This is a genomic window from Actinomadura roseirufa (genome assembly GCF_900659635.1).
GTDB classification, from domain to species: domain Bacteria; phylum Actinomycetota; class Actinomycetes; order Streptosporangiales; family Streptosporangiaceae; genus Spirillospora; species Spirillospora roseirufa.
The window spans coordinates 1-23,719 of sequence record NZ_CAACVB010000082.1; the positions used below are offsets into that span (position 1 = coordinate 1).

Below are 23,719 nucleotides of genomic sequence, written 5' to 3' on the forward strand. Positions count from 1 at the left end.
CGATGGCCACGGGGCGACCCGGCCGAACAAACCGGCCAGATCGATAAAGGCACTGGCTTTTAACACGCTGTTGAGTTCTCAAGAAACGGACACCCACCGTGCTGGACTCGCTTTCGCGTTTCCCGCCCCGGGGCGACTCTTTTACTTTATCAGATCCGTCCGGGCTGTCAATTTCCCGGTCTTTTCCGATACGCCCTTCCGGTCCGCTTGCGCGGCCCTTCCGGGCGGTGAAGCCATTTCATCAGATCCGGCTCGATTGTCAAAATCGAGCCTTTTCCGATCCCATCACGGCACGGCGGGCACGGCGAAGCCGTGTCGGCTGAGTCGAGAGTGGGTTCCCCTTCGGCCGGCCACCGCTGCGGGCGTCCTGCATCCGTGTGGGGACGAGGGGTTAACTTACGGGGTCATCGCGGCCACGTCAAATCGGCGACCCGGACGGCTCCACCGTTCGGGTGCGACAGTGGCCACGTCGACAAGGTCTTACCTGTTCAGCGCGAACCGGGCATGCTGACTGACCGTCTACATGTAGGACCCAGCCCGCTTCATGGAGGTACACACATGGGCTACTACCCGCCCACGAGCCCAGGCGGCTACGGCGGCTACGGCGGTGCGCCGCCTCCCCCCACCCACCTCGTCTGGGCGATCCTCACGACGATCTTCTGCTGCCTGCCCGCGGGCATCGTCTCCATCGTGTTCGCCGCGCAGGTCAACTCGAAGTGGATGTCCGGGGACCACGCGGGCGCGATCAGCGCGTCGAGGAACGCGCGGATCTGGGCGATCGTCTCGGCCGCCGTCACCGCGGTGCTCGTCGTGATCTACCTCCTGTTCGTGCTCGTCATCGCGAGCAGCTCCTCCACTACATGACGCACGACCATGGGTCCGCTCGGCTTCGGCCGGGCGGACCGTCCCGGCCCGCGAGCGGGCCGGGACGCCGGCGCGGCGGTCGCGGCGCGGCGGCTCGGCTGCTCGCCCCTGCCGGGGTACTGGTCCTGGCGGTTTCGGTCGTCTCCTACGTGGCGGTGGTCGATCCCAACCAGCACGGCCACTATCCGACGTGCCCGTTCCTCGCGCTCACCGGCCTGCAGTGCCCGGGGTGCGGTTCGCTGCGCATGATCCATGCCCTGGCCCACGGCCGGCCGCGGGAGGCGCTGGGGCTCAATGTCTTCGCCGTGTCGATGCTTCCGGTCCTCGCGTTCTTCTGGGTGCGGTGGACCGCCGCCCGCGCGCGCGACCGTCCGACACGGACGAAACCGGGTGACCCTCGGCTGATCTGGGCACTGTTCACCGGCATCGTGCTGTTCTGGCTGCTGCGGAACCTGCCCTTCGGCTCCGGACTCGCCGCCTGACCACCGGCTTCGCTCAAGGCGGGAATGGAAGGGCGCCGGGACGTGCTCACAGGACCGACGATGGAGGACGACGATGAGCGTTGAAGGACGCGCCCTGGTTCTGGGCGGCGGCGGGGTCGCGGGGATCGCCTGGACGACGGGTGTCCTCGCCGGGCTGGCCGACGCCGGAGCGGACGTGACCGGCGCGGACGTGCTGGTCGGGACCTCGGCGGGCGCGGCGGTCGCGGCGCAGGTCGGTTCCGGGCTCCCGCTCAAGGAGCTGTTCGCGCGCCAGGTCGACCCGGCCCTGCAGAACCGGGAGCTGGTACCGGAGGGCATCACGGTCGCCGAGGTCATGCAGATCTTGATGCGCCTCGCCGGAGAGCACACCGATCCCGCCGAGCTGCGGCGGGCGATCGGCGCGCGGGCGCTGGCGGCGCGGACGGTGCCGGAGGCGGCGCGCCGCTCGGTGATCGAGGGGCGGCTGCCGGTCCACGCGTGGCCGGACCGGGACCTGCGGGTCACGGCGGTGAACGCGCTGACCGGCGAGCTCCGGGTGTTCGACCGTACGGGCGGCGCCGGGCTCGTGGACGCGGTCGCGGCGAGCTGCGCGGTCCCGATGATCTGGCCGGCGGTCACGATCGGCGGGATCCGATACGTGGACGGCGGGGTGCATTCGGCGAACAATCTTCACCTCGCGGCCGGATTCGGGCGGGTGGTGGCCGTCTCCCCGATGGAGGACCCCGCCCTGGCCGCGGAGGCCGCCGAGCTGGAGCGCGACGGCGGCCGGATCGAGGTGATCCGGCCGGACGAGGCGTCGCTGGCGGCGTTCGGTACCGACCCGCTGGACCCCGCGACGCGGACGCCGTCGGCCGGGGCCGGGTTCGCTCAGGGACAGGCCGCCGCCGAGCGCATCGCCTCGCTCTGGGCCTGAACCGGAGCCCTCCCGCTGAGCCCGGAGGCCGCGCGCCTTCGGGCGTCGCCATGGGCTCCGCGGGCGCCTCGCCATCCGTGCGGCACGCACGGCGATGGCCGGACGTGCGCCATCGGCCGGCGCTAGGTCACCGCGACGATGCGTGCGCCCGCGAGGCGCCCGTCGTGGATGTCGAGCAGCCCGAGAGTGCCGTGCGGCTGGCTGCGGCGGTCGGTGGGCGACCCCGGGTTGAAGATCCGGATCCCGTCGCCGGTCTCGTCCAGCGGGATGTGCGAGTGGCCGAACACGACCAGATCGGCGGCCGGGAACCAGCTCCGCATCCGCGCCGTCCGTCCGGCGGTCCGGCCGCTGTTGTGGACCATCGCGACCGCGAGGCCGCCGAGGTCGAGTTCCAGGCGCTCGGGGGCGCCCCACTCCGCGACGTCCGGGCCGTCGTTGTTCCCGAGGACGGCGTGGACGGGCGCGTACTCGGCGAGCTCGTCCAGGACGGGGGCCACGCACACGTCACCGGCGTGCAGGATGACGTCGGCGTTCCGCAGGTGCTCGGCGACTCGTGGCGGGCACGTCTTCCAGTGCCGGGGCGCGTGGGTGTCGGAGACGACCACTGCTCTCACCCGCCCATTCTCGCGCACGCCCTCGGGAGGGTGCCGCGCGGCCGGGTGATTTTGCCACGACGCGGCCTGGACACCCGTGGGAAAGAACTGTAAGCGCACAGTCATTTACCCGCACTGACCTGCGGAGTTACGCTCAGGGTCCCTCGCAGCCCGCCGCGGCCGCGGCCGTGCCCCCGGCCGCCCGCGCGACCGGCGTCGCGAGGGGGCCAGGGGGACGGCCGGACTCTGAGGAGAAGATCACTCCCTTGCACCGGCCGAGGAGTCCGGCCGTTCTCCCTCGCCGCCCGCCCGCGCCCACTCGCCGGCGAGCAGGGCGTAACCGCGGACCCGATCCGCGTGATCGTGCGTGATGCTGGTGATCAGCAGCTCGTCGGCGCCGGTGACGCGCTGGAGCGTCTCCAGGCTCGCCACGACCGTGGCCGGGGAGCCGACGAACTGGGTGTCGACGCGGTCGGCGACCAGGTCCCAGTCCTCGGGCCGCCAGTGGTGCGTGGCCGCGTCCGCCGGGGTGGGGAACGGGATGGCGGCCAGCCGCGAGCGGATGCTGTGCACCCACAGGGGGTAGGGGGAGGCGAGCTCGCGGGCCTCCTCGTCGGTCGGCGCCACGACCACGTCGGCGGAGACGACGACGTACGGCTCGTCCAGGATCGCGGACGGGACGAACGCCTTGCGGTAGGCGGTGACGGCCTCCAGCACGTTGGTCGGGGCGACGTGGTAGTTCGCGGCGAACGGCAGGCCGCGCTCGCCCGCGACCTGGGCGCTCTGCCCGCCGCTGCTGCCGAGGATCCAGAGCTGGAGGTCCGCGTGCTCACCAGGTGTGGCGTGGGCCTCGTGACCCTGGGAGGAGCGGTAGGAGCCGTTCAGGAGGGCGGCGATGTCGTCGACCACCGCGGCGAAGTCCGGGCTCTCGGCGCCCGGCTGCTGGAGCAGCTCGTTGTGCACTCCGATGGCGGGGAGGCGGGCCAGTTGCCTCGCGTCGAACGGCGCGGGCAGCAGCAGGCCGTCCACGACCTTGGCCTCGCGCTTGGGCGGCGCGGGCTGGGCGCCGAGGCGCGCGGCCTCGGCGCGGCGCTGCCCGGAACGGCCGAGACCGAGGTCGATGCGGCCCGGGTGCAGCGCGTCGATGGTGCCGAACTGCTCGACGATCGACAGCGGCGTCCAGTGCCCCGTCTGCACGGCGCCGGAGCCGACGCGGATGCGGGAGGTCGCGGCGGCGACGGCGGCGATGAGGATCTGGGGGGCCGCGCTCGCCACGCCGGGGGCGAGGTGGTGCTCGGCGAGCCAGTAGCGCCGGTACCCCAGCTCGTCCACCCGCCGGGCGAGGTCCAGGGTGTTGCGCAGCGCGTCCGCGACGGTGCCGCCGGACGGGACGGGCGCGAGGTCGAGGACGGACAGGGGGATCATGAGCGACTCCGGGTGGGGAACGGACGGCTGGGGATCTCGGTGCGCAGGACGGGCGCGACGTCGCTTTGGAACAGCTCCAGGGAGGCGCGGTGCAGCGGCTCGGGGAGCCCGTCGGGATCGGCCTGGACGTGCATCACCTCGTGGCCCAGGCGCTCGTGGTAACGGTGGACCTTGTCGATGACCTGCTGCGGGCTGCCGATCAGCGCTGAGCTGCGCTCGATGGCGTCCTCCAGGGAATGGAAGACCAGCGGGATGCCGTTGCGCCGGAACAGCTCCCGGCGCGCCTCGAACACCGGCCGGTAGGCGTCGACGGCGTCCTGGGAGTTCTTCGCGACGTACAGGCCCGCGGTGCCGGCGCCGACGAGGGCGTCGGCGGGGTCGTGGCCGTGGTGCTCCCACCGTTCCCGGTAGTGGGCGACGAGCTCGGCGTAGGGTTCGACGGGGTTGGTGACGTTGGCGGAGAACAGCGGGTCGCCGTACCGGGCGGCGAGTTCCACCGACTCCTTGCTGGTGGCGCTGCCGTGCCAGACCCGGACGGGCCGCTGCAGCGGCCGCGGCAGCACCTCGGCCTCGGCCAGCGAGGGCCGGTAGCGGCCCTCCCAGGTGATGGTGTCCTCGCGCCACAGCCGCCGGAACAGCTCGTAGCCCTCCCGGTTGCGGTCCCATTGGTCGTCGGTGGTGACGTGGAACAGCTCGGCCTGCGCGGTCCCGTTGCCCTTGCCGATCATCAGTTCGAGCCGCCCGCCGGACAGGTGGTCGAGGGTCGCGTAGTCCTCGTAGGCGCGGACGGGGTCGAGCAGGCTCAGCGTGGTGACGGCCGTGAACAGCCGGATCGTGGACGTGCGCGCCGCGATGTGGCTCAGCAGGACGGGCGGCGAGGACGACAGGAACGGGCGCTCGTGCCGCTCCCCCACGCCGAACCCGTCGAAACCGAGCCGCTCGGCGAGCACCGCGCCCTCGACGACCTCGCGGAACCGCTCGGTGACCGGCTTCAGCACGCCGCGCGGGTCGGGCGCGTGGACGACGAGGGTGATGGCCAGGAACTTCACAGGACCTTCTCCATGCAGATCGAGAAGGAGAGCCAGGCGTAGGGCTCCAGGATGGGGATGTGCTCGTAGCCCTCCCGCTCGTACAGGCGGACGGCGTCGGGCTGGCGGTCGCCGGTCTGCAGGACGAGCCGGGCCGCGCCGCGCGCGCGGGCCGCGTCCTCGGCGGCGGCGAGCAGCGCCGTCGACACGCCCGTCCCGCGATGGGCGGGCGCGACGTACATCCGTTTCAGCTCCAGGTCCGGGCCGAGGCGGCGGAGGGCGGCGTGCCCGGCCGGGACGCCGCCGGCATAGGCGACGCCCACGTAGGCGACGTCCTCCGCCTCGATCTCCATGGCGCCGGGGGCGGCGACGGCGAGCACCGCCTCCAGCCGGTCGGCGTAGCGCTCCCGCATCTCGTTCTCCATGGCTTCGCGCAGCGCGACGGCCTCCGGGGCGTCCCAGTGGGTCTCCCGCACGTCGACCCGCTGCCGGGCCCGGCTCGTCATCGAGCCGCCGAGTAGCGGTTGACCGGGCGTGCGAGGCCGAGGTGCCCGCGCAGCGTCGACGTGTCGTAGACGGTGCGGAACGCCTCACGCCGTTGCAGGATCGGGACGAGGTCCCGGCTGATCGTCACCAGGTCCGCCGGCAGCACGCCGGGGCGCAGGCGGAAGCCGTCCAGGCCCGCCTGCCGCCAGTCCAGCAGCAGGTCCGCCAGCTCCTCGGGCGTGCCGGTGAAGATGTCGGCGTCGGAGACGAGCACCGCGCCGTCCAGATCGTCCAGGCGGGCCTTGCGGGCCGCCGCCGCGCCGGGCGCGGCGTCGGCGAACACCACGAGGTCGGCGAAGACCTTCAGCGGCTCGCCGGTCCGGCCGACCGTGCGCTCGGCCTCGCGGACCTGCGCGACGACGGTCACCGCGTCGGCGCGCGAGTGCGGGGTGATGAACACGACGTCCGCGCCGCGCGCCGCGAACTCGTACGGGACGACGTCGTGCGCCAGCGCCGCGACCAGGGGCTGTCCCTGTGGCGGGCGCGGGGTGATGGACGGGCCGCGGACGCTGAAGTGCGGGCCCTCGAAGTCGATGTAGTGGAGCTTGTCGCGGTCCAGGAACCGGCCGGTCGCGGCGTCCCTGATCTCCGCGTCGTCCTCCCAGCTGTCCCACAGCCGGCGGACGACCTCGACGGCGTCGGCGGCCTCGCCGAACAGCTCGGCGACCAGCTCGCGGCCGCGCGGGCCGCGCAGCGCGTCCAGCGGCGGCAGCACGCGGCGGCCGAAGTGGGCGGCGTCGGCGGCGCGCGCGGCGACCTGGGGCCGCCAGCCCGCCCGGCCGTGGCTGGCGTAGTCGAGCGAGGCGATCCCGATCGCGACGTGGAACGGCTCGTTGTGCGTCGTGCCCGCCGTCGGGACGAGCCCGATGTGCGAGGTCGCGGGCGCGATCCGCGCGGCCAGCAGCACGGCGTCGAGCCTGCCGCGGACCTGGTCGGTGCGGTCGTCGGGCTCGCCCGGCCGGGACGACTGGAGGCCGAAGGCGTCCTCGATCGTGAGGAAGTCGAGCAGCCCGCGCTCGGCCTCGGCGGCCAGGCCGGTCCAGTGCCGGGCGCCGAACAGGCCGCCCGGCCGGACGGACGGGTCGCGCCAGGCGGCGGGGTGCCAGCCGGCGCCGTCCAGCGCGACGGCGAGATGCAGGTGGGTCACGACGCGGCCTCCTCGGGGGCACGGCGGACGCGCGGCGCGGTGAGACCGAGGTGGTCGCGCAGCGTCGGGCCGCTGTAGTCGGTGCGGAACACGCCCTTCTCCTGGAGGAGGGGCACGACGTGGTCGACCAGGTCGTCCAGGCCGCCGGGGGTCAGGTGCGGGACGAAGATGAACCCGTCGGCCGCGTCGGTCTGCACGAACTCGTCGATGCGATCGGCGACGGTCCGGGGGGTACCGATGAACGTCTGCCGCCCGGTGGCCTCGACGACGAGCTCGCGGATGCTGAGGCCGCGCTCGGCGGCGAGGGCCCGCCACCGGCGGACGACCTCACCGCGGTCGCCGCGGAACTGCGCGCGGCCCTTGGAGACGCCCTCGCCGAGGTCGGGTTCGACGTCGGGCAGCGGGCCGTCGGGATCGTAGGCCGACAGGTCCCGCCCCCAGAAGCCCTCCAGGTAGGCGATGGCGTTCTGCGGGCTGACCTGCGCGCGGCGGATCTCCAGGGCGCGCTCGGCCGCGTCCTCGTCGGTGTCGCCGAGGACGTAGGTGACCGCGGGCAGGATCTTCAGCTCGTCCGGCCGCCGCCCGTACCGGGCCAGGCGGCTCTTGACGTCCTTGTAGAAGGCGCGGCCCTCGTCGAGGGTGCCGTGCCTGCTGAAGATCACGTCGGCGTCGGCGGCGGCGAACTCGCGGCCCTCGTCGGAGTCGCCCGCCTGGATGATGACCGGGTGGCCCTGCGGGCCGCGCGGGGTGGTGAAGCGGCCGGTGATGTCGAACTCGCGGCCGTGGTGGGCGAACGCGCCCGCGCCGGGGCGGACGAACTCTCCCGCCTCGGCGTCGGCGAGCACGTCCTCGTCCGCCCAGGAGTCCCACAGCTCGCGGGCGGTGTGCAGGAACTCGGCCGCGCGGGTATAGCGGTCCGCCTCGTCGAGGAAGCCGCCGCGCCGGAAGTTCTCGCCGGTGAAGGCGTCGTAGCTGGTGACGACGTTCCAGGCCGCGCGGCCCTCGCTGAGGTGGTCGAGGGTGGCGAGCCGGCGCGCCACGTCGTAGGGCTCGTTGAACGTCGAGTTGACGGTGGCGGCGAGGCCGAGGCGGGTGGTGACGGCGGCCAGCGCGGACAGGACCGTCAGCGACTCGGGCCGCCCCGCCACGTCCAGGTCGTGGATGCGGCCCTTCAGTTCGCGCAGCCGCAGGCCCTCGGCGAGGAAGAAGAAGTCGAACTTGCCGCGCTCGGCGGTCCTGGCGAGGTGCTCGAACGACGCGAAGTCGATCTGGCTGGCCGAGCGGGGGTCGGACCAGACGGTGGTGTTGTTGACGCCCGGGAAATGGGCCGCTAGATGGATCTGCTTGACGGGCACTACGAAGGCTCCTTCAACTTGGTGAGAAGGTCGGCCGGGACGGTCGGCGGCTCGCCGGGAGGCTCGCCGGAGGGCAGTCGCGGGATGGCGGCCGGTGTCGGTGCCGAGCACACGGCCGGGTCATGGGGCGTGCCTCTCTCGGGGCGCGCCGAAGCGGCCCTCGCCTCAGGGAACCCCTGCGGGTCCCGCGCTTGCGGCGCCCGTCGCGCCGCCAGGTCGTCCCCCAGGGGGGCGCCTTGCGCGGGAGCGAGGGTTGCCGGCCGGTACAGCCGGGGCTTCCGGTCGGCACGCATTACCTACTTTTAGGGTAGGAAAACTAGATTTAGGAGTCAACCATCCTTTTCCTTCTCGTTCGATTGGTATTCTCCGACGCTCCGCCGCACCCCTGGGAGCCGGTGGCCGTCACCGGCGATCCCGAGCGTCCGGCGGCTGGGTGATGGGACGAACCGGACCGGCACTCCCGCGACGGCGGGCGCGTCGCCCTCGCGCCCGTGCGGATCGAGCCGGACGAGGTCATCGGCCCGCACGCTGCGGAAGCCCGGCTCGGACGGGCGGCGGGGGGCCGGAAGACCTGCGCCTCAGTGCCGTCGTTCACATTCCCAAGTAAACTGGTAGAGATTATTGACTTTCGGACAGGCCCCATGTTTGCATCGGGACTGACACCTTGTCCTGTTCACCCGTTTTCACCCGGTGCCGCCCCTTCAGGGGCGGCCCGTCACCCCCGGAGCGCGCCCATGACCGAGATCCTGCCGAACCAGGCGCTGGACCCCGCCAGGTTCCGCCAGGCCCTCGCCCTGCACGCCGCCGGCGTCGTCGTCATCACCGCGGAGTCGAACGGGGAGCCCGCAGGGCTCACCGCCACGTCCTTCTCCTCGGTCAGCCTCACCCCGCCCCTGGTCTCCTTCTATGTGGACCGTTCCTCCACCACCTGGCCCTCGCTGCGGACCGCGACCCGGTTCGCCGTCAACATCCTCGCCGGGGACCAGGCGGACCTCGCGACGCGCTTCGCCCGGCGCGGCGTCGACCGGTTCGCGCCGCCCACCTCGTGGCGCCCGGACGAGCACGGCAGCCCGCTGCTGGACGGCGCGGGCGCGCACCTGTCCTGCGTCCCCCACTCCACCGTGGACATCGGCGACCACATCCTGGTCGTCGGCCTGGTCACCCGCGCCGACGTGATCGACGGTGAGCGGCCGCTGCTCTACCACCGCGGGCTGTTCGGCCGCTTCCTTCCCCACCGCTGAAGGCGGCGCCCGAAGACGGCGTGAGGGCGTCCCGGCCACACCCCCGTGGGGACGCCCGAACCTCTTGGGAACGCACGAAGCCCGCACCGTTTCTCAACGGTGCGGGCTTCGTCACGAGCGTCCCGGCCGAACCTGGCGCCCTGGGACGAGGCGCCCTGAGACGCAGGTCTTCTAGGAGGCGGCGGCGCCGGCGGCGAGGGCGGCGGCCAGTTGCGGTTCGAGGCGGTCGGCCCAGGCGCCGAGGACCGCCTCGGCGTCGGGGATCTGCGCCTCCAGGAGCGCCAGGCCCGGCGTCGGGACGGTGGCGCCCAGTTCGACCAGGAGGGGCCGCAGGTGCACCTCGACGGCCAGCGCGTGCTTGGGGTCGCCCATCACCAGCAGGGGCAGCGCCACCGTGGACGCCAGGGACCCGCCGGGAAGCCGGTCGAGGAACGCCTTCAGCAGGCCCGTGTAGGTCCCCTTGTAGGTGGGACTGGCCACGAGCAGGACGTCCGCGCCGACGACCGCGTCCAGAGCCTCCTGGAACGCGGCCGAGGGGACGGCGCCGAACAGGTCCGGCGCCAGAACCGACAGGTCGACGGCGGAGGCGGGCACCGTGAGCCCGGCCCGCGCGGCGACCGCCTCGGCGGCCCGCAGCGCCACCTGGAGCGTGCGCGACTGCGCGCGCGGGTTGCCCACCAGCACGACGACGCCGCTCATCGGGCGCCTCCCGCCGCGACCGGGGCGCCGCCGGTGGCGGGCAGCCCCGCGGCGCGCCACGCCCGGAAGCCGCCGTCGACGTCGGTGGCCCGGGTCAGCCCCAGGTCCTGCAGCGCGGCGGCGGCCAGGCTGGAGGTGTAGCCCTCCGAACAGAGCACGATCACCCGCACGTCGTGGCCGGTCGCCTGGGGCAGCCGGGCGTCCGAGGACGGGTCGAAGCGCCATTCCAGGACGTTGCGCTCCACGATCAGCGCGCCGGGCACCTCGCCCTCGTCCGCGCGCTGGGCGGCGGGGCGGATGTCGACCAGGAGCGCGCCGTCCAGTGTCTCGGCGTGCGCCCGGACGGGGTCCAGGCGGTGCAGCCGGGCCCGCGCGGCGGCGAGGATCTCATCGATGGACCGAGGCATGAGGCCAGCATGGCACCCGATTCCATACTAAGTCAATCTGAATTGTTTCCATCCCTGCCGGCTCACCCGCGCCCCGCGTCGCACCGGTGGCGCGGCGCCCGATCAGGTCGGCCCGCTGGGAGAGCGGCGCCCGGCGACCCCGCGCACGACCGTCGCGGTGAAGGCCGCGGCGACCGCCGCGACCAGGCCGAACAGCGCCAGCCCGAGGGCATAGGAGTCGTAGGCCTCGTAGATCGATCCCATGACCAGCGGCGGCACGAACCCGCCGAGCCCGCCGGCCGCGCCGACGACACCGGTGACCGCACCGACCTTGGACGCCGGGGCGAGCGCCGCCACCAGAGCGAACGTCGCGCCGCTCCCCGCGCCGAGCGCGGTCGCCATGGAGAGGAAGGCCAGCGTGCCGACCGGCATCAGCGGCGGCGCGAACGCCTGCACGGACGCCGCCGCCGTCACCGCGGCCAGGACCCCGAACAGCACCCGCACGGCGCCGACCCGGTCCGACAGCCAGCCCCCCAGCGGCCGTGCCAGCACCGCGAGCAGCACGAACCCGGCCATCCGGTTCGCCGCGTCCATCTGGCCGAGCCCGTACTGGTTCTTCAAGTAGGTGGGCAAGTACACGGAGAACGCCACGTACCCGCCGAACACGACCGCGTACAGCGCCGACGTCTGCCAGGTGACGCCCAGCCGCGCCGTCCGCGCCAGCCGCCGCCCCAGCGGCTCGGACGGGGCGGAGCGGCCCGGAGCCTCCCGCAGCACCAGTAACGCCGCGACCGCGTACACCGCGAGCAGCACCGCCGTCAGCACGAACGGGAACGCCATCCCGCCCGCGTCCTCCAGCCGCACCGTCGTCAGGGCGCTGATGGCGGTGCCGCCCATGCCCATGCCGAACACGCCGATCGCCAGCCCGCGCCGCCGCGGCGGGAACCACGCGTTGACGAACGGCACCCCGACCGCGAACGCCGTGCCGGCCACGCCGAGGAAGAACCCGCCGGCCAGCAGCGCCTCCAGCGACGAGTGGCCCGCCAGCCCGAGGTACAGGACGGGCACGATCGTCACCGCCGACACCACCGGGAACATCACCCGCCCGCCGAACCGGTCGGTCAGCGCGCCCACCGGGATCCGCCCCAGCGAGCCCACCACGACCGGAACGGCCACCAGCAGCGCCTGCTCGAACGAGGTCAGATGCAGGGAGTCCTTGAACTGGGGGCCGAGCGGACTCAGCAGGGCCCACGCCCAGAAGTTCATGGCGAACCCGAGGGTCGCCATCGCGAGCATTAATCGGGGCCTGCCTTCGGGCTCCCGCCCGCGTTGGGCCACCCTGCCCGGCCCCCGCGCCTCCCGCGTCTCAGTCATCGGACCGCACTCCACGCGTCACCATCGTCACTCCCGGTCACTGACGCCGCGCTCACTTCTCAGCGCCGGGCGTGTCACCGTGGCGCTCGACCGGATCGTCCCGGTGACCCCATCTTCCGGTGCGCGGCATAGCTCGGCCAGGGACCTTGGTCCCGAAACGGAAACGGTTCGCAGGCGGCACCACCCGCCCCGGGACCGGTCTTCCCGGCGGACGTCCCCCGGCGAGTCCCCTCAAGCGGTCCGGTCAGCCGACGCGCCCTCCGAAGAAGACCTGGGTCTCGGTGATCTGCCCGTCCCTGACGGTGCTGAGCTCGACGTTGCGGTACCGGGCACCGGACTCCAGTTCGTACTCGTACAGCAGGAAGACGCCGTCTCCCGCCGCCGGGACGCACGAGAGGATCTCCTGCGAGCGGAACCGGTCCGCCGTCGGGAAGCAGCGCTCGAAGAAGGCGGCCCGGTCGATGCGGTCGTCCTGCGGGCTGGTGAACACGAAGCCGGGGGCGATCAGGCGCTCGGCGGCGGCCCTGTCCTGCGCCATGTAGCTCTCCAGACAGGCCCGGACCACATCGGTGTTCGGCATGCGCTCTCCTTTGTTCCCGCTCGGCGCGGCCCGCCGGAAAAGCGAGACGCCTCTCGGGGACCGACTCCGCCGGCGACGGGAACTCATCGGTGCGCCGGCGCGGCGGCCGTCAGGACGGGGGGACGATCACGACGGTGCACGGGGCGTGGTGGAGCATCGCCGAACTGGTCGCGCCCAGCAGCAGCGGGTCGATCCCCCGGGCGCCGCGGTCCCCGACCACCAGCAGGCCGGCGGCCTCCGCCTCCTCCAGCAGCACCTCCCGCGGACGCTCCAGCCGCAGCACCGTCTCGACCTTCACCTCCGGGTACTTGCCCGACCAGGGGCCGATGACCCGCTCCAGCATGGCCGCGCGGGTCCGCTCCAGCCGCTCCCGGTCGGAGAACAGCGCGAGTTCCGCCTCGTCCACGGCCCCCGGCTCCCAGCAGCCGTACACCGCGCGCAGCGGAAGGCCGCGCAGCGCCGCCTCCTCGAACGCGAAGCCGAGGGCGGCGTCGCCGCCCGCCGAGCCGTCCACGCCCGCGACGACCGGGCGGTCCCCGCCGCCGCCGTCCCGGGCGACGACCACCGGGCGGCGGGCACGGGCCGCCAGCCGCAGCACCGACGGCCGCACGGGGCCCCGGCCGGGCTCGTGCGAGCCGACCACGATCATCTCCGACTCCCGCGCCTCGTGCAGCAGCGCCTCCTGGACGGGCCCGCTCATCAGCCGGGTGCGGACGGTCACCCCCGCGTCCAGTTCGCGGGCGCGGGACGCGCCGTGCTCCAGCAGGTTCTCCCCCACCCGCCTGACGACCATCTCGACCTCCGGATCGATATGGCCGTCGGGATAGGGCCAGTGCCAGCAGTGGCACATCACGAGCGGACGCTCGCGCAGCCCGGCCTCCTCGACCGCCCACCGCAACGCGGCGTCGTTCTCCTCGGACCCGTCGTAGCCGACCAGGACCGACTGCGGCCCCTTCGCGCTCATCGCGGCCTCCTCCCCCGCACTCCATCTCCGCCCGGGGGGCACCCCTTCACTATCACCCCGTTCATGCCCCCGAATCCGTAAAACCTTGGCCTCGGACCCGTCGGCGGAGCCGTGGAACGGGCACCCGCGGGCAAGGAACCGGGCCCTGACGGCTTACGATGACGGAGTGGGCGGTGCGCGGTTACTGGTCGTGGAGGACGATCCGGACGTCGGCGCCGAACTGGTCGGGGCGCTGAACGACCACGGCTACCGTGCGTCCCTGGCGGTCACGGCGAGTGAGGCGATGAGCGCGGTCGCCGGCCGTCCACCGGAGCTGATCTTCCTGGATCTCGGGCTGCCCGACATGGACGGCGTCGGGCTGTGCGGGCGGCTGCGCCACGTGCTGCCGCGGACCCCGATCGTGGTGGTCACCGCGCGGGCGCGGGAGGTCGAGGTCGTGATCGCGCTGGACGCGGGCGCCGACGACTACGTGACCAAGCCGTTCGGCCTGAACGAGCTGCTGGCGCGGGTGCGGGCGCAGCTGCGCCGCCACGCGCACCACGGCGCGGACCCGATCGTGGTCGGCGCGCTGCGGCTCGAACCGGCCGCCCGGCGGGCCCACCTCGCCGGCGCCGAGCTCCTCCTGCGGCCCCGCGAGTTCGACCTGCTGCTCGCGCTGGTGTCCCGCGCCGGGGACGTCGTGCCGCGCGAACGGCTGATGCGCGAGGTCTGGGGCCCGGACTGGTTCGGCGACGCCAAGACCCTCGACGTGCACGTGTCGGGGCTGCGGCGCCGGCTCGAGGCCGGGGACGGCTCGGCCGGCCGGATCTCCGCGGTGCGGGGCCGCGGGTACCGCTACATCGCCGAGCCGTAGTTCGCCGCCGCCCCCGCCTTCGGCAGGAACAGCGTGAACGCGGCGGGCGGGTGCCGGGCGGCCGCCAGCCGCCCGCCCTCCGCCTCCGCGAGCGAACGCGCGAGCGCGAGCCCGATCCCGTGCCTCCCGCCGTACGGCCCGGGAGGTCGCCGGGCGAAGACGTCCACCGCTCCCGGCGGCCCGGTGCCGTGGTCGGCGACCTCCACCGCCACGGCGAGCCCGCGCTCCCGGACCGTGATGACGACCTCGCCCGCGCCGTGGACGAGGGCGTTGTCGAGTAGGACGTCGAGGATCTGGTGCAGCGCGGCGGGCGCGGCGCGGACCTCCGGCGAGCGGCCCGGGACCCGGACGGTGAGCCGGCGCCCGGCGGACGCCGCCCGCGGCAGCCACCGTCCCCACGCGTCCTCCACCAGCCGGTGGACGTCGATGAGCTCGCGGGTCTGCTGGTCACGGGCGAGCCGCAGCAGGTCGTCGATGGTCACGGCGAGACGCCGGGTCCGCCGCACGGCCGTCCGCACCGCGGTGGCGAGATCGGCGCGCGGACGGTGCAGCGCGGCCTCCAGCCCGAGCATGACCGCGGTGACGGGGGTGCGGAGCTGGTGGGCGACATCGGCGCTGAAGGCCCGTTCCCGCGCGAACAGCGCGCTGAGGCGGCGGCCCGCGTCGGCGAGCGCCGCCGCGGCCAGGTGCGCCTCGCGCGGGCCGCCGTCCAGGACCGGGGCGGCGAAGTCGCCCTCCCCGAACCGGCGCGCGGCCACGCCGAACTGGGCCAGCGGGCGGGTCGCCAGCGCCGCGACCCGCCGCGCCGCCAGCAGCGCGACCAGCAGCAGGAGCAGCGCCGCGGCGCCGATGAGCGCCCACGCCCGCTCGGCGCGATGCGAGATGGCGGCATAGGACGTGCCGACGCGCAGGGTGCGGTCGGCGGGCAGCGGCGCCGACACGACGAGCTGGCCGTCCTCCACCGCGTCCCCGGCCCGCCCGGACCGCGCGGCGGCGGCGACGGCCGAGCGGCTCGGGCCCGTCCCGGCGAAGCGGCGCCCGCCGGAGCCGTAGAACCCGACCTTCAGCCCCGAGGGCGCGTCGCGCGCGGACGCGTCCGAGCCCAGCATGCCGTTGGCCTGCCGCTCCAGGCGGATGATCGCCTCGTCGCGGTAGAGGCGCTGGGTGGTGACGGCCAGCGGGACGTCCGCGAGCAGCAGCGCCAGCACCGCGACGCCGATGTTCGCCAGGAGCACCGAGCGGCGCAGCGGAGCCCGCCCCCGGGTCCGCCTCACGGCCGGTCCCGGACGATGCCGGCGGGGCCCGCGCCCGCGCCGCGCGACCGGTAGACGATGTAGGGGCGGACCGCGTAGCCCAGCGGCGCCGCGAACGCGTGCACCAGGCGGCTGAACGGCCAGAGAGTGAACAGGGCCATGCCGAAGAGGGTGTGCGCCTGGAACAGCAGCGGCGCGTGCGCCATCGCCGGGACGTTCGGATCCAGCTCGAACAGGCTCCTGAACCACACCGAGACGCCCAGCCGGTAGTCGTAGTCGCCGGTCAGCGGCTCGACCAGGGTGGCCGCCAGCCCGGCGACCAGCGCCCCGGCGAGCACGGGATAGAGCAGCCGGTCGTCGCGGCGGGTGGCGGCCCGCACCGCGCCCTCCCGCACCCGCCGCCACAGCAGGATGGCCAGCCCGGTGACCGCCGCCAGGCCCGCCGCGCCACCGACGACCAGCGCGTTCAGCCGGTACAGCGACTCCGAGGCGTGCAGCCGCTCGGTCACCGCCTCGGGGACGAGCAGGCCGACGATGTGCCCGCCGATGACGAACAGCAGGCCGACGTGGAACATCGGGCTGCCGATGCTCAGCAGCCGGCTCTCGTGCATCTGGCTGGACCGGGTCGTCACGCCGAAGCGGTCGTAGCGGTACCGCCAGGCCGTCCCGGCGACGAAGAGCACCAGGACGATGTAGGGCAGGACGCCCCAGACGGCGATCTGCAGGTGTTTCACCGGGGAACCCCTTCCGTCCTGCCCACCGTCTCGACCGGCGGGCCGGTCCGGGCGAGCGTGCGGAGGGCGCGGCGGTCGGCCGCGCCCGCCTCGGGCAGCGTCGCGCAGACCGCGTCCAGGACGGGCGCGTAGACGCTGTTGTGGTCGTGCAGGGCCAGCCGCAGCAGCTCGGCGCCGGGGCGGTGCCGAGCCAGCAACGACAGCCCGGGTACCGGGCACCGGGCGGCGAACTCCAGCATGAGCGGCAGGAAGTCGGGCAGCTCGGCGGCGTCCGGCGCCCACCCCTCGGCCCGGTACCCGGCTTTGATCGCGGCGAGGGCGGCGCCGCGGTTGCGTGTGTCGCCGTCGGTGTAATAGGTCATGAACAGGGTGCGGCGGCGGCTGCGGTCGAACGTGACGACGTAGCGCTCCTCGCGCTCCAGCGGCGGCGTCGCGCGCTCCCGCTCGGCGAACCGGCGCAGCGCGCCGGCCGCCGGGCTCTCCGCGCCGGCCAGCGACTCGGCCACCAGCGACAGCGTCCGCGGCCAGCCGGGCCCCGGGTAGTCCAGCAGCAGCGACGCCGACTGCCAGATGATCGGCTCGATCACCGTTCGTCCTCGGGGGTCGCGGGGGTCGCGGGGAACAGCCCGGCCGGGCGGCCCCGGCCGTTCCAGTTGAGCAGGTTGACCCGGCCGCGGAGCCGGTCGGCGACGGCCCGCGCCCCCGGACGGGCGAGCGGGGCGTGGAAGGACTCCCCGTCCGGGGGCGCGCCGCCGGGTGGGAACGCCGGCTCCAGCATCCCGGGGCCGCCCGCGCCATCGAGGCTGCACCCCTCCAGCGCCGCGTGCTCCACCGTCCGGGCGTCGTAGGCGGTGGGGATCACGTAGCGCTCGTCGTACTTGGCGAGCGCCAGCAGCCGGTACATCTCCTCGATGCCGTGCGCGTCCATGCCGGCGCTCCGCGCGATCTCCGGGTCCTCCGCCTCGCCCAGGTTCACCCGGCGCATGTGCGCGCGCATCGCCGCGAGGCGCCGCAGCGCGGCGGTCACCGGCTCCGGGTCGCCCGCGGTGAACAGCTCGGCGAGGTAGGAGACGGGGATCCGCAGGCTCTCGATGGCGCCGAAGAGATTGCCGGCGTCCTCACCGTCGTGGCCCGTGCCGGCCAGCGCGTCCACGATCGGCGACAGCGGCGGGACGTACCAGACCATCGGCATCGTCCGGTACTCGGGGTGCAGCGGGAGCGCGACCCGGTAGCGGCTGATCAGCGCGTGGACGGGCGACCGGCGCGCCGCCTCGACCCAGTCGTGCGGGACGCCGCTCGCCTCCGCCGCCTCGGCCACCGCCGGGTCGTGCGGATCCAGGAAGCAGCCGAGCTGCGCCGGGTAGAGGTCCTTCTCGTCGGGCACCGACGCCGCCTCGCCGACCAGGTCCGGGTCGTAGAGGATCACCCCGAGGTACCGGAGGCGTCCCACGCACGTCTCGGAGCAGACGGTCGGCTCCCCCGCCTCCAGCCGCGGATAGCACAGGGTGCACTTCTCGGCCTTGCCCGTCTGGTGGTTGAAGTAGACCTTCTTGTACGGGCAGCCGGTCACGCACATCCGCCAGCCGCGGCAGCGGTCCTGGTCGACCAGGACGATCCCGTCCTCGATCCGCTTGTACATCGCGCCCGACGGGCACGAGGCGACGCAGGACGGGTTGAGGCAGTGCTCGCAGATGCGCGGCAGGTAGAACATGAACGCCTGCTCGTACTCCAGCCGGACGTCGTCGCCGACCTTGCGCAGCAGCGGGTCGCCCGCCAGGTGCTCGGGTCCGCCGCCGAGGTCGTCGTCCCAGTTGGGCCCCCAGGTGATCGCGGTGGGCTCGCCGTCGATCAGGGACCGGGGCGGGGCGGTGGGGAGGTCGTCGCCCAGCGGGGCGCCGATCAGGTTCTCGTAGTCGTAGGTCCAGGGCTCGTAGTAGTCGTCGAGCCGCGGCAGCTCCGGGTTGGCGAACAGCCGGGCGAAGCGGCGGACCCGCCCGCCGGCGCGCGGCACCAGCCGGCCGCCGCGCAGCTCCCAGCCGCCCTTCCAGCGGTCCTGGTCCTCGTAGCCGCGCGGGTACCCCTGGCCCGGCCGGGTCTCCACGTTGTTGAACCACGCGTACTCGGTGCCGGACCGGTTCGTCCACGTCTGCTTGCAGGTGACGGAGCAGGTATGGCAGCCGATGCACTTGTCGAGGTTCATGACCATCGCGATCTGCGCCATGACGCGACGGGGCGCGCGGCCGCGGGGGGCGCGGGGTGCCATCAGTAGCTCACCTCCTGGGAGCGGCGCCGGATCACCGTGACCGCGTCCCGCTGGTTTCCGGTGGGACCGTAGTAGTTCGGTGCGAAGGAGAGCTGCGCGTGCCCGCCGATCAGGTGCGTCGGCTTGATCAGCAGCTTGGTGAGCGCGTTGTGCACGCCGCCGCGCCGGCCCGTCGCCTCCGACTTGGGCACGTTCACGATGCGTTCCTGCACGTGGTACATGAACACGGTGCCCTCGGGCATCCGGTGCGAGACCACGGCCCGCGCGACCACCACGCCGTTGGCGTTGACGGCCTCGATCCAGTCGTTGTCGGCGACGCCGATCGCCGCCGCGTCCGGCACGCTGACCCAGATCACGGGCCCGCCGCGCGCCAGCGTCTGCATCAGCAGGTTCTCCTGGTACTCCGAGTGGATCGACCATTTGGAGTGCGGGGTGATGTACCGGACGGCCACGGCGCGGTCGCCGTCCCGGCCCCGGCGGGCGTCACGGCCGGTGTCGCGGCCCTCGCCGAGCGCGGCCATGTCCAGCGGCGGCCGGTAGACGGGGAGCTGCTCGCCGTACTCGGCGATCCAGTCGTGCTCCAGGTAGAAGTGCTGGCGCCCGGTGAGGGTGTGCCAGGGTTTGGCGTGCTCGGTGTTGATGGTGAACGGGGCGTAGCGGCGGTCCGGCGCCTCCTTGCCCGACCACTCGAAGCTCGCGCCGACCTGCACCGGGCGGTCCTGGGTGTCGGTGAACACCACGCGCCGTTCGGCGACCGAGGCGCCCAGCTCCGCCAGCCCGGACGCGGGGCCGACCTGCTCGGCGAGCCGCGCGAACCCCTCGGCGGCGATGCGGCCGTTCGTGGTGCCCGACAGCGCGAGGATCGCCTCGCAGAACTTGACGTCGGTGTCGAGCAGCGGCCGCCCGGCGGCGGCGCCCGCGGCGACCGTCCCCGACCGCGATCCGAGCCACGCGACCTCCGGCGCGGGGTCGACGGTGACGCCCTTGACCGTCATGCCGTGCTTCTCGGCCAGCGGCCCGAACGAGGCGAGCCGGTCGGCGACGGCGGTGTAGTCCCGCTCGACGAGGGCCAGCGACGGCAGGTTCCGCCCGGCGGCGATCGGCACGGTGGCCGACACGGCGGGCGTCCCGTCGGGGCGCTGCTCCCGCCAGTCCCGCACGCGCCCGCCGGGCTGCGCGAGCTCGCCGCGGGTGTCGTGCTGCAGCGCCGTCGCGACCAGGTCGTGCGCGGTGTCGAGCCGGCCCACGGCCAGCCGGCTGAACGCCCGCGCCAGCCCGTGGAAGATCTCGAAGTCCGTGCGGGTCTGCCAGGGCGGGCTGATGGCCGGGGAGAACGCGTGCACGTAGGGGTGCATGTCGGTGCTGGACAGATCGTGCTTCTCGTACCACGTCGCGGCGGGCAGGACGAGGTCGGCGTGCAGGGTGGTGGAGGTCATGCGGAAGTCCAGCGCCAGCAGCAGGTCGAGCTTGCCGCGCGGGCCGTCCTCGCGCCAGGTCACGTCGCGGGGGCGTTCCCCCTCGCCCGCCTCGCCCGCCGCCGCGTTGTCGTCGGCGCCCAGCAGGTGGCGCAGGAAGTACTCGTTGCCCTTGGCGGACGACCCGATCAGGTTCGCGCGCCATACCGTCAGCACGCGCGGCCAGTTCTCCGGGGCGTCCGGGTCCTCGCACGCGAACCCGAGCCGTCCGGCGGCCAGTTCCGCCGCCGCCCACCGGCCCGGGTCGGCATTTTCCTCCGCGATGGCGCGGCCCAGGTCGAGCGGGTTGGCCGCGAAGGTCGGGTAGGACGGCATCCATCCCAGCCGCGCCGACTGCGCCACCAGGTCGGCGGTGTGCCGGCCAGCGAACAGGCCCGAGCCGGTGGGCGAGGACATCGCCTCCGCGGAGAACCGCTCGTACCGCCACTGGTCGGTGTGCACGTACCAGTACGGGGTGCCCGCCATCTGCCGGGACGGGCGCACCCAGTCCGCGGCGGTGGAGAGCTGCTGCCACCCGGCCAGGGGGCGCACCTTCTCCTGCCCCACGTAGTGGGCCCAGCCTCCGCCGTTCACCCCCTGGCACCCGGTGAGCAGCAGCAGCGACAGGAACGACCGGTAGATCGTGTCGGAATGGAACCAGTGGTTGGTGCCCGCCCCCATCACGATCATGGCGCGGCCCCGGCTGCGCTCGGCCGTGTCGGCGAATTCCCGCGCGATGTGCACGACGCGTCCCGCGGGGACGGAGGTGATCCCCTCCTGCCACGCCGGGGTGCAGGGCTCGGACGCGTCCTCGTACCCGTCCGGCCACACGCCGGGCAGGCCCGGCCGCGGCACGCCGTACTGGGCGAGGAGCAGGTCGAACACGGTCGTGGCCAGCGTGCCGCCCACCTGCCGGACCGGCACGCCGCGGCGCGTGACGCCGCCCTCGACGTCGAAGCGCGGCAGCAGCACCTCGACGGAGTCGCCGCCCTCGCCCGCGTGCAGCGTCAGACGCGGCCGGACGCCGCCGAGGTCGAGGTTCCACCGGCCCGCGCCCTCCCGCGCCCAGCGGTGGCCCAGCGTCCCGTCCGGCGCCACGAGGTCGCCGGTCCGGTCGTCCACCAGGACGGGCTGCCACTGCGCCGCCTCGTCGCCGGTGCCGGTGTCCAGCCCCGCGTCGGCGGCCGTCACGAACGGGCCCGGCGTCAGCTGCCCGTCCGGACCGGGCCGCAGGGACACGAGGAAGGGCAGGTCGGTGAACCTGCGCACGTAGTCCGTGAAATAGGGAACGGTCCGGCGAACGAAGAACTCGGTGAGGATGACGTGGCCCATCGCCATCGCCAGCGCCCCGTCCGTCCCGGGATGGGGGTGCAGCCACTCGTCGGCGAACTTGGTGGAGTCGGCGTAGTCCGGCGAGACCACCACGACCTTCTGGCCCCGGTAGCGGGCCTCGGCCATCCAGTGCGCGTCCGGGGTCCGGGTGACCGGCACGTTGGACCCCCACAGCATCAGGTACGCCGCGTCCCACCAGTCCGCCGACTCCGGTACGTCCGTCTGGTCCCCGAACACCTGCGGGGAGGCGATCGGCAGGTCCGCGTACCAGTCGTAGAACGACAGCATCGGCGCCCCGATCAGCGACATGAACCGGGCGCCCACCGCGTGCGAGGCCATCGACATCGCCGGGATCGGCGAGAACCCCGCCACCCGGTCCGGCCCGTACTCGGCGATCGTGTGGACGTGCGCGGCGGCGGCCATCTCCAGCGCCTCGTCCCACCCGACCCGCACCAGCCCGCCCTTCCCGCGGGCCCGCTGGTAGCGCCGCCGGCGCTCGGGGTCGCCGGTGACCTCCGCCCACGCGGCCACCGGGTCGCCCGTCCGCCGCCGCGCCTCCCGGTACATCTCCAGGAGGACGCCCCGGACGTGCGGGTACCGGATCCGCGTCGGCGAGTAGGTGTACCAGGAGAACGACGCGCCGCGGGGGCAGCCGCGGGGCTCGTACTCGGGACGGTCGGGCCCGACGCTCGGGTAGTCGGTCTGCTGGGTCTCCCAGGTGATCAGGCCATCCTTGACGTAGACCTTCCACGAACACGACCCGGTGCAGTTCACGCCGTGCGTCGAGCGGACGACCTTGTCGTGCGCCCACCGCTCCCGGTAGGGCGAGTCGTTGACGTCCTGATCGTCCCGGTAGACCACCCGCAGGTCCGGTGAGGTCCGCGTCCGCTGCAGCAGCCGTCCCGCCTTCAGCAACCGCTCGGCGGTGGCACGCTCCCATTCCTGACGGGCTTTGCGTCTCGCCACGGCGACCCTCTCCCTCCATGGGCGCAGAGCCGGCGCGGGGCACGGCGATCCGCTCGAATGAGTCCGCCCGGCGCGGCCTGGCACACCGGTCGCGCGCCGACCGTGTATGAACTTCACGCCGACTGACTAATGAAGTCAAGCTTCTTTACGGTCCCCTAACCTTGGCTGGCATCCTCCGCCAACGGCCACGATCGTGACCTCGTGAAAACGGCGTCTCCTGCCCGCGATAAAGCACCCGGGCAGAGAATTCCACAATGTGGAAACCCCGTGACCGAGGCCCGCAGGCGCAGGTGGGCGAGGGGCGGCTCGACCAGACGCGGGCTCCGTGCCCCGTCCCGGTGGCTCCACGCGGGGGTGGCGGAGCTCCACGACGAGCCTCGGTGCGCGGCGAGGCGGGCGTCTCGCTCCATGGACTTCACCGAGGGTGACGTTGAGCCTGGCCAGCGGCCTGCTGGGAGGGAGACCGCCCAGCAACGGCAGGAGGTCACGTGCGGTCGTCTCGGCGTCCCTTCAGGCCCCGCGTGCATCTGGGCGTGCAGCAGAACGCACGAGGAGAGGAGGCTGGCCCCGGCGGCGTTCTCCGGGGCCGCTTGGAGCGCCTCCTGGACTAGGGAGAGCGCGCAAATATGTCGCCTGAAGGCTCATGTTGTGGATGATGAACAGTTCCATAGATCGCGCACTTCCGCGTATGCGCGAGGGCATAATGGCCGCCCCGCAGGGACGACGCCCGGCGGCCGGCATCGATGAGCAGAGGACTCGGCGCCCCGCCCGCGACACCGAACACCGTTGGCCATATGCGGGGAGTGGTCAGAACGGTCCGCCCGTGATGGACTGGCGGGGTGTCCGATCCCATGACCGTCGCCATCGCCACCGCCATGGCGGGCAAGGCCGTCGAGGTCGCGGGCGAGCCGGTGCGCGCCGCCGTGGCCGAGTTGTCCCGCCGGGTCCGCGAGCGCTTCCGCGGCCGCCCGGCCGACGAGGAGGCGCTGGCCCGGGCCGCCGAGGACGCCTCGCCCCCCGAGCGGATCGAGCGGATCGAGGTCCTTCAGGGCGCGGTCCGCCGCCTGCTGGACGAGGACTCCGCGTTCGCCGCCGAGGTCGAGACCGTCTGGAACCAGGCCCAGACGCTGGCCCGCGCGTCCGAGGACGGCGTCGTCAACGTGTTCAGCGGCCACGCGAGCAGGGTCGTCCAGCTCCGCGACGTGCAGGGCGACCTGAACATCGGCTGAGCACCCGTGCAGGACGCCCGGCGCCCGGCGCGGGCTCA

Annotated in this window: 22 protein-coding genes and 1 riboswitch; of the genes, 6 read left to right on the plus strand and 16 right to left on the minus strand. The window is 73.7% G+C overall.

Annotated elements, in window-relative coordinates; genetic code table 11:
* Positions 1 to 558 precede the first annotated feature (558 nt).
* From E1291_RS18810 to E1291_RS18820, 3 genes are all read left to right on the plus strand, one after another.
* Positions 559 to 864 carry a CD225/dispanin family protein gene (locus tag E1291_RS18810; RefSeq protein WP_207400807.1) on the plus strand — a complete coding sequence of 102 codons (306 nt, stop codon included), beginning with the start codon at positions 559 to 561 and terminating at the stop codon, positions 862 to 864.
* Positions 861 to 1,346, plus strand: coding sequence for a DUF2752 domain-containing protein (locus E1291_RS18815; protein ID WP_165495181.1), 486 nt, complete (start codon positions 861 to 863; stop codon positions 1,344 to 1,346). The genes E1291_RS18810 and E1291_RS18815 overlap by 4 nt, the downstream gene beginning before the upstream one ends.
* A 73-nt stretch (positions 1,347 to 1,419) precedes the next feature.
* Positions 1,420 to 2,259, plus strand: coding sequence for a patatin-like phospholipase family protein (locus E1291_RS18820; RefSeq protein ID WP_131739134.1), 840 nt, complete (start codon positions 1,420 to 1,422; stop codon positions 2,257 to 2,259).
* A 122-nt stretch (positions 2,260 to 2,381) separates the two neighbouring features.
* Here the strand turns inward: E1291_RS18820 and E1291_RS18825 are convergent, their stop codons facing one another.
* The 6 genes from E1291_RS18825 to E1291_RS18850 form a co-directional block, all read right to left on the minus strand.
* Positions 2,382 to 2,873, minus strand: a complete 492-nt coding sequence (locus E1291_RS18825; protein ID WP_131739135.1) for a metallophosphoesterase family protein — start codon at positions 2,871 to 2,873, stop codon at positions 2,382 to 2,384.
* A gap of 237 nt (positions 2,874 to 3,110) precedes the next feature.
* Positions 3,111 to 4,277, minus strand: a complete 1,167-nt coding sequence (locus E1291_RS18830; RefSeq protein WP_131739136.1) for an MsnO8 family LLM class oxidoreductase — start codon at positions 4,275 to 4,277, stop codon at positions 3,111 to 3,113.
* Entirely contained in the window at positions 4,274 to 5,326 is a 1,053-nt protein-coding gene (locus tag E1291_RS18835; protein WP_131739137.1) for an LLM class flavin-dependent oxidoreductase, read from the minus strand. The genes E1291_RS18830 and E1291_RS18835 overlap by 4 nt, the downstream gene beginning before the upstream one ends.
* Positions 5,323 to 5,811, minus strand: coding sequence for a GNAT family N-acetyltransferase (locus E1291_RS18840; protein ID WP_131739138.1), 489 nt, complete (start codon positions 5,809 to 5,811; stop codon positions 5,323 to 5,325). Before E1291_RS18840 ends, E1291_RS18835 begins: the two co-directional genes overlap by 4 nt.
* Positions 5,808 to 6,998, minus strand: a complete 1,191-nt coding sequence (locus tag E1291_RS18845; RefSeq protein WP_131739139.1) for an LLM class flavin-dependent oxidoreductase — start codon at positions 6,996 to 6,998, stop codon at positions 5,808 to 5,810. The genes E1291_RS18840 and E1291_RS18845 overlap by 4 nt, the downstream gene beginning before the upstream one ends.
* Positions 6,995 to 8,353 carry an NtaA/DmoA family FMN-dependent monooxygenase gene (locus E1291_RS18850; protein ID WP_131739140.1) on the minus strand — a complete coding sequence of 453 codons (1,359 nt, stop codon included), beginning with the start codon at positions 8,351 to 8,353 and terminating at the stop codon, positions 6,995 to 6,997. The genes E1291_RS18845 and E1291_RS18850 overlap by 4 nt, the downstream gene beginning before the upstream one ends.
* Before the next feature lie 182 nt (positions 8,354 to 8,535).
* Positions 8,536 to 8,650: riboswitch (SAM riboswitch) on the minus strand.
* A 437-nt stretch (positions 8,651 to 9,087) separates the two neighbouring features.
* On the opposite strand from E1291_RS18850, the gene E1291_RS18855 reads away from it, so the two are divergent.
* Positions 9,088 to 9,594, plus strand: a complete 507-nt coding sequence (locus E1291_RS18855) for a flavin reductase family protein (protein ID WP_131739141.1) — start codon at positions 9,088 to 9,090, stop codon at positions 9,592 to 9,594.
* A 171-nt stretch (positions 9,595 to 9,765) separates the two neighbouring features.
* Here the strand turns inward: E1291_RS18855 and E1291_RS18860 are convergent, their stop codons facing one another.
* The 5 genes from E1291_RS18860 to E1291_RS18880 all read right to left on the minus strand — a co-directional run bounded on the left by E1291_RS18860 (position 9,766) and on the right by E1291_RS18880 (position 13,597).
* Entirely contained in the window at positions 9,766 to 10,293 is a 528-nt protein-coding gene (locus E1291_RS18860; protein WP_131739142.1) for an NADPH-dependent FMN reductase, read from the minus strand.
* Positions 10,290 to 10,700, minus strand: coding sequence for a rhodanese-like domain-containing protein (locus E1291_RS18865; protein WP_131739143.1), 411 nt, complete (start codon positions 10,698 to 10,700; stop codon positions 10,290 to 10,292). The genes E1291_RS18860 and E1291_RS18865 overlap by 4 nt, the downstream gene beginning before the upstream one ends.
* Before the next feature lie 102 nt (positions 10,701 to 10,802).
* Positions 10,803 to 11,975 (minus strand): nitrate/nitrite transporter, encoded by a 1,173-nt coding sequence (locus E1291_RS18870; RefSeq protein WP_242614235.1) that lies wholly within the window; start codon positions 11,973 to 11,975, stop codon positions 10,803 to 10,805.
* 322 nt (positions 11,976 to 12,297) lie between these two features.
* Positions 12,298 to 12,633 (minus strand): nuclear transport factor 2 family protein, encoded by a 336-nt coding sequence (locus E1291_RS18875; RefSeq protein ID WP_131739145.1) that lies wholly within the window; start codon positions 12,631 to 12,633, stop codon positions 12,298 to 12,300.
* Between the two features lie 109 nt (positions 12,634 to 12,742).
* On the minus strand, positions 12,743 to 13,597 hold the full coding sequence (locus E1291_RS18880) for a universal stress protein (protein ID WP_131739146.1): 855 nt from the start codon (positions 13,595 to 13,597) through the stop codon (positions 12,743 to 12,745).
* 166 nt (positions 13,598 to 13,763) lie between these two features.
* On the opposite strand from E1291_RS18880, the gene E1291_RS18885 reads away from it, so the two are divergent.
* Positions 13,764 to 14,450: a response regulator transcription factor gene (locus tag E1291_RS18885; protein ID WP_131739147.1), complete on the plus strand. Its 687-nt coding sequence runs from the start codon at positions 13,764 to 13,766 to the stop codon at positions 14,448 to 14,450.
* On the opposite strand, the gene E1291_RS18890 is transcribed toward E1291_RS18885, so the two are convergent.
* Genes E1291_RS18890 through E1291_RS18910 form a run of 5 tightly spaced genes read right to left on the minus strand, consistent with a single transcriptional unit; the run spans position 14,432 to position 22,452 of the window.
* Positions 14,432 to 15,724 (minus strand): sensor histidine kinase, encoded by a 1,293-nt coding sequence (locus E1291_RS18890; RefSeq protein ID WP_131739148.1) that lies wholly within the window; start codon positions 15,722 to 15,724, stop codon positions 14,432 to 14,434. The two genes, E1291_RS18885 and E1291_RS18890, sit on opposite strands and share 19 nt — an antisense overlap.
* A complete protein-coding gene (gene narI, locus E1291_RS18895; RefSeq protein WP_131739149.1) occupies positions 15,721 to 16,437 on the minus strand; it encodes a respiratory nitrate reductase subunit gamma in 717 nt (238 codons plus the stop codon). Before narI ends, E1291_RS18890 begins: the two co-directional genes overlap by 4 nt.
* Complete coding sequence (narJ, locus tag E1291_RS18900) at positions 16,434 to 17,024, minus strand: nitrate reductase molybdenum cofactor assembly chaperone (RefSeq protein ID WP_131739150.1); 591 nt, start codon at positions 17,022 to 17,024, stop codon at positions 16,434 to 16,436. The genes narI and narJ overlap by 4 nt, the downstream gene beginning before the upstream one ends.
* Positions 17,021 to 18,658: a nitrate reductase subunit beta gene (gene narH, locus E1291_RS18905; protein WP_131739151.1), complete on the minus strand. Its 1,638-nt coding sequence runs from the start codon at positions 18,656 to 18,658 to the stop codon at positions 17,021 to 17,023. Before narH ends, narJ begins: the two co-directional genes overlap by 4 nt.
* 41 nt (positions 18,659 to 18,699) lie before the next feature.
* Complete coding sequence (locus tag E1291_RS18910; protein ID WP_131739152.1) at positions 18,700 to 22,452, minus strand: nitrate reductase subunit alpha; 3,753 nt, start codon at positions 22,450 to 22,452, stop codon at positions 18,700 to 18,702.
* Between the two features lie 839 nt (positions 22,453 to 23,291).
* Between E1291_RS18910 and E1291_RS18915 the strand changes: the two genes are divergently transcribed.
* Positions 23,292 to 23,681 (plus strand): hypothetical protein, encoded by a 390-nt coding sequence (locus E1291_RS18915; RefSeq protein WP_131739153.1) that lies wholly within the window; start codon positions 23,292 to 23,294, stop codon positions 23,679 to 23,681.
* Positions 23,682 to 23,719 lie beyond the last annotated feature (38 nt).

Excerpts from the sequence above, each read along its gene's own strand:
- E1291_RS18820 (WP_131739134.1), top strand. The coding sequence starts at position 1,420 with ATGAGCGTTGAAGGACGCGCCCTGGTTCTGGGCGGCGGCGGGGTCGCG.
- E1291_RS18810 (WP_207400807.1), top strand. The coding sequence starts at position 559 with ATGGGCTACTACCCGCCCACGAGCCCAGGCGGCTACGGCGGCTACGGC.
- E1291_RS18875 (WP_131739145.1), bottom strand. The coding sequence starts at position 12,633 with ATGCCGAACACCGATGTGGTCCGGGCCTGTCTGGAGAGCTACATGGCG.
- E1291_RS18870 (WP_242614235.1), bottom strand. The coding sequence starts at position 11,975 with ATGCTCGCGATGGCGACCCTCGGGTTCGCCATGAACTTCTGGGCGTGG.
- E1291_RS18860 (WP_131739142.1), bottom strand. The coding sequence starts at position 10,293 with ATGAGCGGCGTCGTCGTGCTGGTGGGCAACCCGCGCGCGCAGTCGCGC.
- E1291_RS18855 (WP_131739141.1), top strand. The coding sequence starts at position 9,088 with ATGACCGAGATCCTGCCGAACCAGGCGCTGGACCCCGCCAGGTTCCGC.
- E1291_RS18865 (WP_131739143.1), bottom strand. The coding sequence starts at position 10,700 with ATGCCTCGGTCCATCGATGAGATCCTCGCCGCCGCGCGGGCCCGGCTG.
- E1291_RS18830 (WP_131739136.1), bottom strand. The coding sequence starts at position 4,277 with ATGATCCCCCTGTCCGTCCTCGACCTCGCGCCCGTCCCGTCCGGCGGC.
- E1291_RS18815 (WP_165495181.1), top strand. The coding sequence starts at position 861 with ATGACGCACGACCATGGGTCCGCTCGGCTTCGGCCGGGCGGACCGTCC.
- E1291_RS18880 (WP_131739146.1), bottom strand. The coding sequence starts at position 13,597 with ATGAGCGCGAAGGGGCCGCAGTCGGTCCTGGTCGGCTACGACGGGTCC.
- narH (WP_131739151.1), bottom strand. The coding sequence starts at position 18,658 with ATGGCGCAGATCGCGATGGTCATGAACCTCGACAAGTGCATCGGCTGC.
- E1291_RS18840 (WP_131739138.1), bottom strand. The coding sequence starts at position 5,811 with ATGACGAGCCGGGCCCGGCAGCGGGTCGACGTGCGGGAGACCCACTGG.